Genomic DNA, 16,724 nt, shown 5'->3' on the forward strand with positions numbered 1-16,724 from the left:
AAGGTGTGCTATTAATATAATCGACCAAAAATCGTTTTTTTATTAGTAAGTCGTCCAAATATACTCAATGAATGCAGTGCATGTAACCTAAAATAGATAACTAAAACCATAAAGGCGCTTTGGATGTTCTATTAGCATCTCTAATCAATTCTATTTTTACATACAGAAAAAGCGGGATAAATCCCGCTTCTTAACCGGCTTATCGACGTAAGCCTAACTTTTGAATTAAATCACGGTAACGAGAAACATCTTTGTTACGTAAGTAGTTTAATAAATTACGGCGTTTCCCTACCATTTTCAATAGACCACGACGAGAGTGGTGATCTTTCTTATGAATTCGTAAATGATTATTCAAATTATTAATTTCCTCTGTAAGGACAGCAATTTGAACTTCTGGAGAACCTGTGTCGCTCTCATGTGTTTTAAATTCATTAATTAGTTCATTTTTACGTTCTTGAGTGATAGCCATCCTATTCACCTCCTATAATGTAATGAAACCCCAATCCCCTAGCAATCGTCGGAGAATTCGAGTTGCCAAGTGGATGGTTCCGTAATTAAGAGTACAACTTTTTAAGCTCAAATGCAAGTATTTTCAGTCATTTAATGAAAAAAAATGACGAACGTTTTTTTCATCTTGACGTATTTGTTCGACAAGCTCTTCTACAGATGAGAACTTAACCTCATCACGAATATAGCTTTTCCAATTCACCTGCAAAATTTCACCATACAAATTCTGATTTAGATCAAATATATTAACTTCTAGTTTTGGAACAACGATCTGATCCGTAAAGGTAGGATTGTAACCTAAATTTGCCATACCGTAAAAAACGTTGTTCTCCATTATCACTTCTACTGCATACACACCAACGCGAGGTAAAAAGTAGGGTTCAGTGATTTTGAAATTAGCAGTTGGAAAACCAATCGTTCGCCCTCTTTGTTCTCCCCTTACTACTTCACCCACTACAGAGTATGGTCTTCCAAGTAATTTTTCTGTTAATTCAAGATTTCCTTCTTTTAGAAGGGAACGAATTCTTGTCGAGCTTACCTTTTGATCATGATAGCTTATTTTCTCCACCTTTGTAATTGCTAGAGGCTTGTCTATAAAAGTTTGAATATTAGACATGTTTCCTGCCCCTTTAAAACCAAAAGAGAAGTCGTATCCAGCAACAAGATGATCGATATTTAGCCCCACTATAAAATGCTCTAAAAATTCCTTTGGTGATAGTTGAGATAAGGTTTTATCAAACCTAATAATATAAAGATAATCAACATCTAGTTGTTCCATCAAGCTCTTTTTTACCGTTAATGGTGTCAAATATTGTACATCTGTCTTTTCTTTTTTTAAGACAACAGATGGATGTGGATCAAAGGTAATAACGGCCGATTTCATGTCTTGTTCCTTTGCTAGTAATTTAGCTTGATCGATTACCTTTTGATGGCCAATATGAATCCCATCAAAAAAACCAATCGCAGCAACGGTATTCGGAATCGATTCTTTTTTTAACTTATGTGGATAGGTTAAAGATATGAGTTCCATATCAATCACCTGCTTTCTAATTTTATTTCACCATTATATTACAGGTTTAGGAGATTGAAAAACCATATGAACTTGGAAAAACTTTTTTATGTACATAGAGTAGCTTTTCTGCAAACAACAATCCGAATTTATTTATTCGAAAATACTCGAGCAGGTTTTATCTCTTTTTGATTCTCATGGATATGATAAATAGCAAGAAGCATCCCTTTGTGTTCGATCCGGAAATACTTAGTTTTTGGTGTAGTGGATGGTAACGATAGCTTTTGTCCATTTTTCACCTTTTTCATTGTCTGCTCATCAACCTCTATAGCATCTAAATGAGCCAACCCGTGTTTTAAAGGAAGTAGCACCGTTTCATTCGTGTCATTTTCTAATTCCTCGAAAGTCCATGTATCTCCACTAGTAAAATGCCCGCTTCTTGATCGAATTAGGTTGGACATATGTGCAGGGAATTGTAGTTTTTTTCCTAAATCTAGGCAAAGGGTACGGATATAGGTCCCTTTTGAACAGGTAACCTCGAATTGTATCGACTGGAACTGTCCTTTTTCATCATAGGAAGTAGTTATCAATCTTATATCCTCAATACAGACAGAACGCATAGGCCTTTCCACTCGTTCATTGTTTCTGGCATATTCATAAAGTTTTTTGCCATTTACTTTAACAGCTGAGTAATAAGGTACTTGTTGCTGAATTTTCCCTTGAAAAGAGTCGAGTGTCTCTTCTATCATCGTTGAGGAAAGCTTACTACTAACAGGCTTTCGTTCGATTATTTCTCCCGTATGGTCCTCCGTTGTTGTGGAGGTTCCTATCGTTGCCGTTGCGATGTATGTTTTAACGGTATCTGTTAAAAATGGAACAATCTTCGTGGCCTCTCCGACACAAATCGGTAAAACACCTTCTACCTCTGGGTCTAGTGTCCCGGTATGACCTACCTTTTTCGTTTTAAAAAGCTTTCTAATTTTTATAACACAGTCATGGGAAGTCATTCCCTTGGGTTTCCATAATGGTAATATCCCGTTCATTCATACACCTCCGTCTTTTATAAATTAGAGAAAACCCTTGTTGATCGACAAGGGTTTTCTAAAATTGAAAGAACGGTAAAAAGTAAAAAGTGGAGTGTTTCGTTTTCTATGCACTCTCTATTTTTTAGATAATTATTGTTCATCTGGATCATTGATTTTTCTCAATAGATCCTCAATTCGATTACCTCGTTCAATGGTATCATCAAAATCAAAAGACAACTCAGGAGTTTTGCGAAGGCGAATTCTTCGCCCTATCTCGGAGCGAATAAAGCCTTTTGCTTTTGCCAAACCGATCAAGGTTTCCTGACGTTTCTTTTCGTCTCCAAATACAGAGATAAATACCTTAGCTTGTTGCAAATCACCTGTTACTTCCACATCTGTTATTGTTACAAATCCTACTCGCGGATCCTTTATCTTTCGTGAAACGATATCTCCGAGTTCTTTTTTCATTTGTTCTGCTACACGATTTGCTCGTAATTCATTCATGACTGTCACCTCTTCCTACAGTGAAACATCATCTTTACTATCTGTCATAAAATATGCGACAGAGCATTATTATCGTTCTTCTACATCTGTTGTTGTTCTTTCTATTTCAGGAAAGGAATCCATCAAAGCAAGTGCTTGCTGGATCACTTTTTCATTGATTACTTTGGCATCTGAGACCGTTACAATAGCAAAGGCTGCTCTTTGCCATTGATTTTGATGGTCTATTTCTGCAATTGCTAAGTTTAAGTTCTTATTGAGACGATTTTTTAATCGTAATAATATAGATCTTTTTTCTTTTAGTGAATGGCAATCATATAAAATAAACTCAATCTCAGCATAAAGGAGCATTAGACTTCAATTTCCTCCATAACATAGGCCTCAATGACATCGCCCTCTTTTATATCATTGTAATTCTTGATCGTTATCCCACATTCATAATTCTGCGCAACTTCCTTTACGTCATCCTTGAAACGTTTCAATGTATCAATTTCTCCTTCATAGATGACCACTCCGTCACGAATCAAGCGCACACCGGAATCTCTTGTTATTTTACCATCTGTTACATATCCACCAGCAATCGTACCAATACGTGACACTTTAAAGATTTCACGAACCTCTACTTGACCAATAACCTTTTCTTCATATTCAGGGTCAAGCATTCCTTTCATCGCAGCTTCCACTTCTTCAATGGCCTTATAAATGACACGATGGAGTCGAATTTCTACATTTTCAGATTCTGCAGCTTTTTTAGCATTGGTATCTGGTCGTACATTAAACCCGATCACAATAGCATTAGAGGCAGATGCTAATATAATATCTGATTCCTTAATAGCACCAACACCTGTATGGATGATATTCACCTTTACTCCTTCGACATCGATTTTTTTCAATGATGCTGCAAGAGCTTCAACTGATCCTTGTACGTCTGCTTTCAATATAACATTAATATCTTTGATTTCACCTTGTTTAATCTTTTCAAAAAGATCGTCTAAGCTTACACGTGCTTTATCTCCACGCTTCTCTTCAATTTGTTTTTGTTGTCTTAATTCACCAATTTGACGTGCTTTTTTCTCATCCTTGAAGACAACAAAACGATCTCCAGCTAATGGAACGTCATTAAGACCAGTAATCTCAATTGGTGTGGACGGTCCGACAGATTTTACTCGTTTACCAAGATCATTTACCATTGCACGAACTCTACCAAACGTCGTTCCAACAACAATTGGATCACCTACTTTTAGTGTACCATTTTGAACGAGTAATGATGCAACAGATCCACGACCTTTATCTAATTGTGCTTCAATCACCGTACCATCAGCTAAACGATTAGGGTTAGCCTTTAATTCCTCAACTTCTGCAATTAACAGGATCATTTCTAACAAGTCATCAATACCTTCACCTTTTATTGCAGACAGTTGTACAAAAATAGTATCTCCACCCCAGTCTTCAGGAATTAATTCATGTTCTGTTAATTCTTGCATGACACGATCTGGGTTGGCTCCTTCTTTATCGATTTTGTTAACAGCTACAATGATTGGAACCTCTGCTGCTTTAGCATGATTGATAGCCTCAACGGTCTGTGGCATTACCCCGTCATCTGCTGCTACAACTAGGATGGCAATATCTGTTACTTCTGCACCACGTGAACGCATGCTTGTAAACGCAGCATGACCTGGGGTGTCTAGGAAAGTAATTTTTTTCTCATTTGCTTCCACTTGATATGCACCAATATGCTGAGTAATTCCACCTGCTTCCCCTTCTGTTACTTTTGTGTTGCGGATGGAGTCAAGTAAAGTTGTTTTACCATGATCGACATGACCCATGATTGTTACAACTGGTGGACGTTCCATTAAGTTCGAAGGATCGTCTTCTTCAATATATGTTAAGAGATCCGTTTGATCTATTTCTACTTCTTGTTCAACCTCAACCCCATATTCACCACAAATCAATTCAATAGCATCTTCATCCAAGTCTTGGTTTTTATTTGCCATTACACCTAATAATAATAATTTCTTGATTATTTCATTTGTTGGTTTGCTTAGCTTTTCAGCTAATTCTGCCACAGTAATCGAACCAGAATAGGTAATTTTATTTGGTTCCTGTTTTTCTTCCTTCACTTTAGCCTGTTCTTTTTTCGGTTGATTAGGCTTATTATGATGTTTGTTCTGGTGTTTGTTATGGTTTTTGCTTTGTTTTTTCTTATTGTCATTAGGTTTATTTGGTTTGTTCTGTTTTGATTGTTGCTGTGGGTTATGGTTCGATTTTTCTGATTTTTCTTGTTTCGTAGCTTTTTCTTCTACCTTAGGCTTAAAGCTTTGCTCTAATTTTTCCTTCATTTCGTCTGTAATTGTTGACATATGGTTACTAACTGGTAAATTAAGCTCTTTTAATTTTGTGATGACTTCCTTACTTGTTTTATTTATTTCCTTTGCATATTCATATACTCGTATTTTCGTCATACGTTCACCCCCGATTATTGTTGTCAAGTAGCGTTTTTAGCTTTTTTGCGAAACCTTGTTCATGGATCGATACTGCTACTCGACCTGTCTTACCTACTGCATGTGATAATGTCTCACGATCATCAATAAAAAAATATGGTATTTGATAGTATTGACACTTATCTGTAAGCTTTTTCTTCGTTTGGTCGCCTATGTCATTTGCTAGTAAAACAATTTTTGATTTTTTGGATTGAATTTCCTTCACAATTAATTCTTCTCCAAATGTGCATTTTCCGGCTCTATTTGCAATACCTAATATATTTAAATAAGCTTTTGGATCAGCCACTTTATGCTCCTTCTATTACTTTCTTTAATTCATCATAAATTTCATCTGGAATTGGAATTTCAAGATGCTTTTCAAGTACCTTCGTCTGTCTTGCTTTATCTACAACATCTAATTGTTTAGATATATAAGCTCCGCGTCCGTTTTTCTTGCCAGTTGGGTCAACAAAAACTTCCCCTTCTTTTGTTTTCACAATACGAAGCAGCGACTGCTTTGGTACCATTTCTTGTGTTACTACACATTTTCGCAAAGGTATTTTCCGTTTTTTTGGCATATGAAATCCTCCTTATTTAAACAAATCTTCATCCAAATCTTCCAAGGATTCATCATATTCCGATGTGTCATCATAATGAATGCTTTCTTTACTTTTATCAACATCTCCTGCTACTATTAATCCTTCATCTCTCGCTTCTGTTTCACTCTTTATATCGATTTTCCAGCCTGTTAATTTAGCTGCTAATCTAGCATTTTGACCTCTTTTTCCGATGGCTAGGGATAATTGATAGTCTGGAACAACAACCGTTGTCGCTTTATTTTCTTCATCCACAATTACCCGTACTACTTTAGAAGGGCTAAGTGCATTCGATACATAGACAATAGGATCCTCTGACCATTCCACGATATCAATCTTTTCTCCTTTTAATTCATCGACAATGGTTTGTACACGTTGTCCCTTTTGACCAACACAAGACCCAACTGCATCAACCTCTTCATCGCGAGCATAGACCGAAATTTTTGATCGATCCCCTGCTTCTCTTGCAACCGATTTGACTTCAACTGTACCATCATATATTTCGGGTACTTCCATTTCAAATAATCTCTTTAAAAGTCCTGGATGTGTACGTGAAACGAAAATATTAGGCCCTTTACTCGTATTTTCCACCTTTGTCACATATACTTTGATACGGTCATGAACCTGATAAGTCTCAGTTGGCATACATTCCGATTCTGGCAGTTTTGCTTCTACTTTTCCTAAATTCACATAGATGAATCGTCCATCCATGCGTTGAACAGTACCGTTCATAATATCATCTTCGCGGTCAATATATTCATTAAATATAATACCACGTTCTGCCTCGCGAACCCGTTGGGTGACTACTTGCTTAGCTGCTTGCGCTGCTATGCGACCAAAGTCTCTTGGTGTCACTTCAATCTCCACCACATCTCCCACTTCATAGGAAGGGTTGATCTGTGATGCCTCTTCAATCGAAATTTGTTGTTGAGGATCGTCGACTTGTTCCACAATTTCTTTTTGTGCATATACACTCATCTTACCGTATTCCTCGTTTAGATCTACTCGCACATTCGTAGCGGACTTAAAATTTTTCTTATATGCTGATATTAGCGCTGCCTCTAATGCTTCAATAAGTATACTTTTATTAATACCTTTTTCTTTTTCCAAAAAATTTATTGCCTCGAACAATTCTTTGTTCACAACTCTTCTCCCCCTTTGATTTAGAAAGTTACAGCTAAATGGGCCTTAGCAATTTTGTTAAATGGAATTTCTACTTCTTTTGTTTTTGTTTTTACTTTGTAAGCTATTTTCGCTGTTCCATCCATAAACTCCACTAACTCACCAGTAAATTCTTTTTCACCATCTATTGGTTCGTATACCTTCACATATACATTTTCACCAGTATATTTCTGAAAATCCTCTTCTTTTTTCAAGGGTCTCTCTACACCTGGTGAGGAGACTTCTAGGAAGTACGCCTGTTCAATTGGATCTGTTTCATCTAATTTCTCACTTAGCTTCTCAGAAACCTGCCCACATTCTTCAATATCTACTCCATTTTCTTTATCGATATAAACTCTTAGAAACCAATTTTGTCCTTCCTTTTCAAACACCACATCGACAAGCTCTAATTGCAGTTCATCTAATATCGGTTTCACTAAGGTTTCGGTTTGTTTGGTTACATTTTGTGCCATTCGCTGACCTCCTTTAATTGTGCTTTATGCATCTCTCGTCACATTACTATAATTCCCCAATTTAATCGAGCTTACACAAATAGAATCGTAAGCAGTCATTAGCACCACTTCTTGGGAATGTTAACGTGATAAATCCCTTGCCAGTGCTTGGCAAGGGATTTAATAGATGCCCTATTTGATCCGCTGGTTTGATAACTATGAAGAAAGAGTGGGGTGTCCCACTCTTTCTCCGTTCGTCTCAAATGAATTCTTTATAAAATATAACATGAATGGAGAAAAGATGCAAGCCATTACCTAGATGGATTAAAACAAGGATAATTGGTTCTTTTCTTCCATTCCTTCCAAACAACCATGTTGATCTAAATATTCTAAGACCGTTTTAGAGATCCTACTACGCTCTCTAAGGTCTTCCTTAGATAGGAACTCGCCATCCTCTCTTGCTTTTTCAATGTTGATCGCTGCATTGGTTCCTAAACCATCTACTGCATTGAATGGTGGGATTAAGGAATTACCATCTACTAAAAACTCAGTTGCTGAGGATTTATATAGATCAACCTTTTGAAAATGAAAGCCTCGCTCATTCATTTCGAGAGAAATTTCTAAAACGGTTAGTAAACTTTTTTCTTTAGGGGAGGCATCGTTACCCTTTGCATTAATTTCTTTTATTCGATTCTTAATCGCTTCAGAGCCTTTTACCATCGTATCAAGCTCAAAGTCATCTGCTCGGACAGTGAAGTATGCTGCATAGAATAAGATCGGATGATGCACCTTGAAATAAGCGATACGTACGGCCATTAAAACATAGGCAGCAGCATGTGCTTTCGGAAACATGTATTTAATTTTTTTACATGATTCAATATACCAATCTGGTACATCATGTTTTTTCATCTCAATAATCCATTCATCTTGTAGACCTTTACCTTTACGAACAAACTCCATGATTTTAAAAGCTAGCGAAGCATCTAGACCTTTGTGCATTAAATAAACCATAATATCATCACGACACCCAATTACATCAGGCAATTCACAAATTCCTTTATCGATAAGCTCTTGGGCATTTCCGAGCCATACATCTGTACCATGACTTAACCCAGAGATGATCACAAGTTCTGCAAAAGTTTTCGGTTTTGTATCTTCTAACATCTGTCTAACAAATCGTGTACCAAATTCAGGGACACCTAGTGTACCAGTCTTACACATAATTTGTTCTGCTGTAACTCCTAACACCTCTGGACCAGAAAATATTTTCATCACTTCCGCATCATCCGTTGGAATCGTTCTAGGATCTATACCACTTAAGTCTTGTAGCATCCGAATCACAGTTGGATCATCGTGTCCTAGTATATCGAGTTTCAACAAATTATCGTGAATAGAGTGGAAGTCAAAATGTGTCGTACGCCATTCTGAATTTCGATCATCCGCAGGAAACTGTATCGGTGTAAAGTCATAGATTTCCATGTCGTCAGGAACAACAATTATACCACCTGGGTGCTGGCCTGTAGTCCTTTTAGCACCAGTACAGCCTTTAACTAAACGATCTACTTCAGCATTTTTAATTACCATATTATGATCGCCTGCATAACCTTTCACATAGCCATATGCTGTTTTTTCAGCAACTGTACCTATCGTTCCTGCACGATAGACATTATCCTCTCCGAACAATACTTTCGTATAATTATGGGCTCTTGGTTGATATTCACCAGAAAAGTTCAAGTCAATATCGGGAACCTTATCTCCTTTAAATCCAAGGAAGGTCTCAAACGGTATATCTTGTCCATCTTTCTTAAGAGGAACCTCACATGTAGGACAATCTTTATCTGGCAAATCAAATCCACTACCTACAGAACCATCATTAAAAAATTCACTTTGTTTACAGTTAGGACAGACATAGTGTGGTGGTAATGGATTTACTTCTGTAATCTCCGTAAATGTCGCAATTAATGAGGAACCAACCGATCCTCTGGATCCAACAAGATAACCATCATCTAAAGATTTTTTTACCAGTTTATGTGAAATTAAGTAGATGACTGCAAATCCATGTCCAATAATACTTTTTAATTCTTTTTCGATTCTTTGTTCAACAATTTCAGGTAATGGGTCACCATAAATTGATTTTGCAAAAGAGTAGCTTAGCTCCCTTATTTCTTCTTCTGCACCATCAATATTTGGGGTGTATAAATCATCTTTAACAGGCTTTACATCTTCAATTTGCTCGACAAGTTGATGAGGATTAGTAATGACAATTTCCTTGGCCTTTTCTTCTCCTAAAAAGTGAAATGCCTCTACCATTTCATTCGTTGTTCTGAAATAAGTATTTGGCAATGTTTGTCGATTTAATGGATTTCCACTTTGAGAGGCAATTAATATTTTTCGATAAAGTCGGTCATTTTCTTCTAGATGATGTACATTACCTGTTGCCACACAAGGTTTTCCAAGACTATCAGCCATTTCGACAAGCTTTCTTATAATATCATAAAGCTGTGCTTCATTTTGCACCAGTTCTTTGTCCAATAAATGTACGTAATTTGCCGGGGGTTGTACTTCGATATAATCATAAAATTTAGCTACTTTTTCTGCTTGCTCCTTTGATTTTTGCATCATTGTCTCAAAGACTTCTCCTTGGTCACACGCAGTACCAATTAGTACACCCTCACGATGCTCTTGGAGTTTGGACCTCGGAATACGAGGTACTCGGTAGAAGTAATGAATATGAGCAAGAGAAATTAGTTTAAAAATGTTTTTAAGTCCTACTTCATTCACTGCAAGTAATGTAGCATGAAATGGTCTTGAACGTTGATAAGCATTACCTTCCCCCATATGTTTATTGAATTGATTATGATTTGTAATGCCATTTTCGTGAGATAGTTTAATAAATTTCCATAATAAATAGCCAGTAGCCTCAGCATCATAGATAGCACGGTGATGTTGGGTTAACTCGATGTCTAGCTTTTTACATAAGGTATTTAAACGATGATTCTTCAGTTCTGGAAATAGAAATCGAGCTAATTCCAATGTGTCTATGACAGGATTTGTGGCTTCCTCTAGTCCAATTTTCTTGAAGCCTGTATTGATGAAGCCCATATCAAAATCTGCATTATGTGCTACCAGAATATCATTCTCCATCCATTCATGAAAATCCTTTAAGACATCCTCTATTTCCGGCGCATCCTTCACCATATCATCAGTAATTCCCGTTAAATTAATTGTTGTTTCCGATAATGGATGATGTGGATTGGCAAAGGATTCAAATCGATCAATGATTTCGCCATTTTTCACCTTTACGGCTGCAAGCTCAATTATTGTGTCATACACAGCTGATAAGCCGGTTGTTTCGACATCAAACACGACATACGTATCATCTAAGAGCTCTCGATTTGCAGCATTATAGGCAATAGGAACACCATCATCGACAATATTTGCTTCCACCCCATAAATAATTTTAACTCCGTGTTTTTTCCCAGCTGCATAAGCCTCTGGATAGGCTTGTGCAACAGCATGATCGGTTATGGCAATCGCTTTGTGTCCCCACTTACCTGCTTGTTCAATTAATTTAGACGCAGATACGACAGCATCCATTTGACTCATTAATGTATGTGTATGCAGTTCAATCCGCTTCTCACCATCTAATCCGTTATCTTCTCTAGTAATGGAGGGGATTTGTTGAATGTCCTTTGCCATCATGGTTAATTCGTTGGAAAAGGTATCGGTTTGAATCATACCTTTAGCTTTCAACCACATACCAGCTTTCAATTGCTTATACTTTTCAACATCTTGATCACCTTTAGAGAACATTTTAATTTGAAAAGAATCGCTATAGTCCGTTAATTTTAATATCAATAAGTGACGTCCAGACCGTAATTCCCTGATTTCCACATCAAATAAGTATCCTTGAAAAACGACATTTTTCTCTTCTTCTATGATGTCTTTCATTTGTACTGATTCATCCTTAATCGGATATCCAATTAGTATAGGACCAGTGTCCTGTTCTTCTTTATTTTCTTTCACTTTTTGTTCTTGTTGTTTAAAAGCTTCCTCCACACGTTTTCTATCCTCTAAGGCTTTTTCTTGTTGAAATTTTTCCAACTCTGCCTGCTGATCTACTACTTCCATTTCGACCATTTTTCGTTCTGTGCCAATTTTTACACAAAATTCATCCAATTTTGTTTGTAGCTCTTGCTTTAATGAATGTAGTTCAATTTCATTGCTTACAGTTAACATAATGTTATTATCGTTAACTAACGGCCTTTTATTCTCTAATGCTCGATACTTAGGTGAATGGTGGATTAATTCTGAATAGAAAACACTCCAATAATTTCCCCATTCCTCATTGGATAAGATAGAGTTTTGGGTTTTAAATACCCAAGATACTTTAGCGATTGTCGAAAATGCTTCGGTTAGCTTCAGTGCAAACAGTTGATAAGCTTCCGCTGGTAATACATTTTCGATAAGTAAATGAAACTGCCAGATTTTTGATTGGCGATAAACCTCTAATTTTTCTATTGATCCATTTTGGAAATATTTATTTTTCATATCATCAGGTATACCGATTTGCTTCATTAATAATTCAAATCGTTCTTTATTCGTTGTATTCATGTTCTCGCCCCCTCGCCTTCTAAACATTGAATATTTGTGTCCTAAATGATAATTCCCTTGTCTTATTATAAAGGACAAGGGAATATATTTTAAGCTAGCAGTGATTGAATTTTCGACATAATTTCTGATTCATGAAGATCAAATTGCTCCCCAGTCGTACGTAGCTTGCATTCAACAATCCCTTCATTTGCTTTTTTACCAACTGTAATACGAATCGGTAAACCAATGAGATCACTATCTGCAAACTTTACTCCTGGACGTTCTTTACGATCATCATATAAAACAGATACGCGCTGGTCCATTAATTGATTATATAGCTTATCTGAAAGCCTGCTTTGTTCTTCGTTTTTAGGATTCACTACAATTAGATGTATATCATATGGACTGATTTCTTTTGGCCATGTGATGCCTTTCTCATCATGATATTGTTCTACGATAGCAGCGAGTGTTCGAGAAACACCGATTCCATAACACCCCATAATCATAGTCTCTTGTTTACCTTGTTCATTCAAATAGGTCGCACCTAACTTATCTGCATACAGCTGTCCTAATTTGAAAACGTGTCCCACTTCAATCCCCTTAGCAAATCTAATCGTACCTTTACCGTCCGGCGATGGATCTCCTTCCTGAATAAAGCGTAAATCTTCATAGTTTTTGACTTGAAAATCACGAGATGGATTGACATTGATAAAGTGTTTATCGTCTTCATTTGCCCCACAATAACCATTGACGATAAATTCCACAGCATTGTCGGCAATCACTTCTACATTACTTACATTGATCGGACCTAATGAACCTACCTTTGCACCTAATACTTGAAGAGCTTCTTGCTCTGATGCTAATTCAATATCTGTTGTTTGATACAAGTTTTTCAACTTTATATCATTGATTTCATGATCACCGCGTGAAAGAACAAGGACAAATCGTTCATCTACTTTAAAGAGGATGGATTTAATGCCTTTATCTAACGGTTTGTTTAGATATTGCGAAACCTCTTGCATCGTTTTATAGCCAGGTGTTTCCACCTTGTCAAGTGACATTAACTCTTCGTTTTCTTTTCGATAATCAACAAGAACTGGTGCCATTTCAATATTGGCTGCAAAATCAGAGCTATCAGAATAGGCGATTGTATCTTCTCCAATTTCGGACAGAACCATAAACTCATGTGTATCTTTGCCACCCATTGCACCAGAATCAGCAATCACTGCACGAAAATCTAGTCCACAACGCTCAAAAATAGTAGAATAGGCTGTCACCATCTTGTCATAAGCTTCATCAAGGCTTTCAAAGGAATCATGAAAGGAATAAGCATCCTTCATAACAAATTCCCGACCACGCAACAAACCAAAACGCGGTCTTTTTTCGTCACGGTATTTTGATTGGATTTGAAATAAAGTAATTGGGAGCTTTTTATAGCTTTTTACTTCATCGCTTATTAAGTTAGTAATTACTTCTTCATGAGTTGCCCCTAGTGCGAACTCTCGATCATGACGATCATTAATTCGCATTAATTCTGGACCAAACGTATACCATCTACCTGTTTTTTTCCACAGATCCGCAGGCTGTAATGCTGGCATGAGCATTTCTGCCGCTCCTGCCTTCTCCATTTCTTCTCTAACAATATTTTCTACCTTTTTTAATACTTTATTTCCTAATGGAAGGAAGCTGTATACACCAGATGCTGTTTGACGTATAAAACCTGCTCGAACTAATAGCTGATGGCTTTTAATTTCGGCATCTGCTGGAACTTCTTTTAATGTTGGAATGAGTGTTTGACTATGTTTCATCTCGAAAATTCACCTCAAGCTTAAAAATAAAATTTACAAAAAGAATTATTTCTCTGTTCACCATATCATAATCGTCATCATGAAGATAATCTTTAATGATGGGTAAAGCAATCTTCACCTAAAGAAAGAGTCGTTGGATATCATTCCATGTTACGACAATCATTAGTAGCATTAATAATGCAAAACCTATGAAATGAACGACACCTTCTTTCTGAGGATCGATTGGCTTTCCTCTTACTGCTTCTAATCCAACAAATAATAAACGTCCGCCATCTAATGCAGGTAATGGCACTAAATTAACGATCCCTAAGTTAACACTTAATATAGCAGTCCACATCATAAAATTCATAAATCCTGTCTGAACGACTTGATCTGTCGCATCATATATACCAACTGGTCCTGATAACATATCAATCGAGAACTGACCAGTAACTAATTTTCCTAGATTTGTTAATATCAATGTAGACCATTCATAGGTTTGCTGAAAACTATATGGAATAGACCGAATAAATGATTTTTCAGAAGCTTGAACCACACCTACTTGCCCAAATGACTCCTGTTCTAGTTCAACTAAAGCTGGAGTAACCTCTAAAGGAATCTTTTCCCCATTTCTTATTACAACCATATCTACTGATTCTTCTGGACTTGCTTGTACAATTTCTTCAAATTCGGACCATTTTCCAACAGATTCACCGTTTATTTCAACAACTTTATCTCCTGCCTGGAAGCCAGCTTCTTCTGCTGGGCTGTTCTCCACAACAGAACCAATTTCAATATCTTTCACAGGTACACCTTGAATCATTGCTAACCCAGCAAAAATTACGATAGATAATAGAAAGTTCATCATAGGACCAGCGAACAATTGCATTGCTCGCTGCCCAACTGTTTTGGATGCAAATTGCCGATCGTATGGAGCAATTTGGGTTGGTTTTTCATCCATAATAAAATGAGCCTTTTCGTCTACTTGGAAGGAGAAATGTTGTTCATCTCCTACTTCATAGCCTTCCATTTTCAATCGGTGGTCTAGATCAATATTTTCTACTTCTATCACTAGTGCATCTGGGTGCTTATCTTTGTTATTGACAATAATTTGATTGACTTTTCCTGCCTCATTAAAAGTAACACCAATATGCTGACCTGGTTTTATATCAACAATTTCCGGATCATCACCAGCAACTCGCACATAGCCACCCATAGGCAACAAACGAATGGTATACAGGGTTTCATTTTTCGTTGTAGAAAAAATTTTAGGCCCAAATCCAATGGCGAACTCTCTTACTAGCATACCTGCACGCTTTGCGAAAATAAAATGACCAAATTCATGAACAAATACTAAGAGTCCGAACATTAGAATAAACGCTATGATCGTATTCAATCAACATACACTCCTTCCATTTCTTTACGGGGGATAGATAATTTGAAAATTCTTACTTATACTGCGATAAAATCCTCATTCTAGTGCTTTGATCAACTTCTTGGATTGTAACTAAATCTGGATCTTCAATTGATTGATGGTCGCTAATTGCTTTTTCAATAACTGATTCAATTTCTAGAAAACTAATGTTTCCTTTTAAAAATAAATCAACAGCTATTTCATTTGCTGCATTTAACACAGTGGGCATCGTTCCGCCTTTTTTCCCTGCATCATAGGCATATTGTAAGCAAGGAAAACGTTGCAAATCCATTTTTTCGAAATGGAGCTTGCCTACTTCAAGCAAATCTAAGCTTTCTGTTTGAGAGAATGGTAATCTATCTGGATAGGTTAGTGCATATTGAATTGGGACCCTCATATCAGGCGTACCAAGCTGTGCGATGACACTCTTATCAACAAATTCAACCATAGAATGGATGATGCTTTCTTTATGTTGAATAACGTCAATTTTTTCATAGGGTAAACCAAATAGCCAATGTGCTTCCATAACCTCTAATCCTTTATTCATCATAGTGGCAGAATCAATCGTGATTTTTGCCCCCATGCTCCAGTTTGGATGATTCAATGCATCGGCTATGGTTACTTCTTCAAGGTCGGCTCTTGATTTGTCACGAAAGCTTCCTCCTGATGCAGTCAAAATAATTCTGCTTACTTGGCTAGAAGCTTCTCCATTTAATGCTTGAAATATTGCAGAGTGTTCACTGTCAATTGGTAGTAAGTCTACACCATTTTCTTTTGCTTTTCTCATAACGAGATGTCCTGCAGTGACAAGAGTTTCTTTATTTGCGATAGCTATTTGTTTCTTTTCGTCAATAGCGGCTAGTGTTGCGGCAAGTCCAACACTTCCCATTACCGCATTAACTAACACATCTGTCTTGGGATGACAACTAACTTCTACTAGTGCTTCTTCACCAACTAATATTTCTATAGATGTATTATTAGAAGGTGAAAATAATTCCTTTTTTACTTTTTCATTTTTTACGACAATTTTTTCTGGCTGAAATCTTTCCAAAATAATTTTTGCCTTTTCTATATTTTCTCCAAATGAGATAGCAAATAGTCGGAAATCTTCAGGATGCTCAGCGATAACATCCAGAGTTTGCATACCAATGGAACCCGTAGCTCCAAGTAGTGTAATATTTTTCATATCTGAATAACGC

The 16,724-nt window shown here is 36.7% G+C and carries 14 protein-coding genes; all 14 read right to left on the minus strand.

Annotated elements, in window-relative coordinates; all coding sequences use genetic code 11:
• Positions 1 to 199 precede the first annotated feature (199 nt).
• Positions 200 to 469 (minus strand): 30S ribosomal protein S15, encoded by a 270-nt coding sequence (rpsO, locus tag DLJ74_RS10435; RefSeq protein ID WP_054788862.1) that lies wholly within the window; start codon positions 467 to 469, stop codon positions 200 to 202.
• Positions 470 to 592: 123 nt separating this feature from the next.
• Positions 593 to 1,537, minus strand: a complete 945-nt coding sequence (gene ribF / locus DLJ74_RS10440) for a riboflavin biosynthesis protein RibF (protein ID WP_109984407.1) — start codon at positions 1,535 to 1,537, stop codon at positions 593 to 595.
• Between the two features lie 128 nt (positions 1,538 to 1,665).
• Positions 1,666 to 2,559, minus strand: coding sequence for a tRNA pseudouridine(55) synthase TruB (truB, locus tag DLJ74_RS10445; RefSeq protein WP_109984408.1), 894 nt, complete (start codon positions 2,557 to 2,559; stop codon positions 1,666 to 1,668).
• Positions 2,560 to 2,691: 132 nt separating this feature from the next.
• Entirely contained in the window at positions 2,692 to 3,045 is a 354-nt protein-coding gene (gene rbfA / locus DLJ74_RS10450) for a 30S ribosome-binding factor RbfA (protein WP_054788996.1), read from the minus strand.
• Positions 3,046 to 3,114: 69 nt separating this feature from the next.
• Positions 3,115 to 3,393 (minus strand): DUF503 domain-containing protein, encoded by a 279-nt coding sequence (locus tag DLJ74_RS10455; RefSeq protein ID WP_054859471.1) that lies wholly within the window; start codon positions 3,391 to 3,393, stop codon positions 3,115 to 3,117.
• Positions 3,393 to 5,504, minus strand: coding sequence for a translation initiation factor IF-2 (gene infB, locus DLJ74_RS10460; protein ID WP_109984409.1), 2,112 nt, complete (start codon positions 5,502 to 5,504; stop codon positions 3,393 to 3,395). Before infB ends, DLJ74_RS10455 begins: the two co-directional genes overlap by 1 nt.
• A gap of 4 nt (positions 5,505 to 5,508) precedes the next feature.
• Positions 5,509 to 5,829, minus strand: coding sequence for a YlxQ family RNA-binding protein (locus tag DLJ74_RS10465; protein ID WP_109984410.1), 321 nt, complete (start codon positions 5,827 to 5,829; stop codon positions 5,509 to 5,511).
• A 1-nt stretch (position 5,830) separates the two neighbouring features.
• Positions 5,831 to 6,100 carry an RNase P modulator RnpM gene (gene rnpM, locus DLJ74_RS10470; protein WP_109984411.1) on the minus strand — a complete coding sequence of 90 codons (270 nt, stop codon included), beginning with the start codon at positions 6,098 to 6,100 and terminating at the stop codon, positions 5,831 to 5,833.
• Between the two features lie 12 nt (positions 6,101 to 6,112).
• Positions 6,113 to 7,261: a transcription termination factor NusA gene (gene nusA, locus DLJ74_RS10475; RefSeq protein WP_109984412.1), complete on the minus strand. Its 1,149-nt coding sequence runs from the start codon at positions 7,259 to 7,261 to the stop codon at positions 6,113 to 6,115.
• Between the two features lie 20 nt (positions 7,262 to 7,281).
• Positions 7,282 to 7,752 (minus strand): ribosome maturation factor RimP, encoded by a 471-nt coding sequence (rimP, locus tag DLJ74_RS10480; RefSeq protein ID WP_054859473.1) that lies wholly within the window; start codon positions 7,750 to 7,752, stop codon positions 7,282 to 7,284.
• 303 nt (positions 7,753 to 8,055) lie between these two features.
• Complete coding sequence (locus DLJ74_RS10485) at positions 8,056 to 12,345, minus strand: PolC-type DNA polymerase III (RefSeq protein WP_109984413.1); 4,290 nt, start codon at positions 12,343 to 12,345, stop codon at positions 8,056 to 8,058.
• Between the two features lie 89 nt (positions 12,346 to 12,434).
• Positions 12,435 to 14,132, minus strand: coding sequence for a proline--tRNA ligase (locus tag DLJ74_RS10490; protein WP_109984414.1), 1,698 nt, complete (start codon positions 14,130 to 14,132; stop codon positions 12,435 to 12,437).
• 118 nt (positions 14,133 to 14,250) lie between these two features.
• Positions 14,251 to 15,507, minus strand: a complete 1,257-nt coding sequence (gene rseP / locus DLJ74_RS10495; protein ID WP_109984415.1) for an RIP metalloprotease RseP — start codon at positions 15,505 to 15,507, stop codon at positions 14,251 to 14,253.
• A gap of 52 nt (positions 15,508 to 15,559) precedes the next feature.
• Positions 15,560 to 16,711 (minus strand): 1-deoxy-D-xylulose-5-phosphate reductoisomerase, encoded by a 1,152-nt coding sequence (locus DLJ74_RS10500; RefSeq protein WP_054859476.1) that lies wholly within the window; start codon positions 16,709 to 16,711, stop codon positions 15,560 to 15,562.
• Positions 16,712 to 16,724: the final 13 nt, after the last annotated feature.

Source organism: Gracilibacillus dipsosauri (assembly GCF_003176895.1).
Lineage (GTDB): Bacteria > Bacillota > Bacilli > Bacillales > Amphibacillaceae > Gracilibacillus > Gracilibacillus dipsosauri.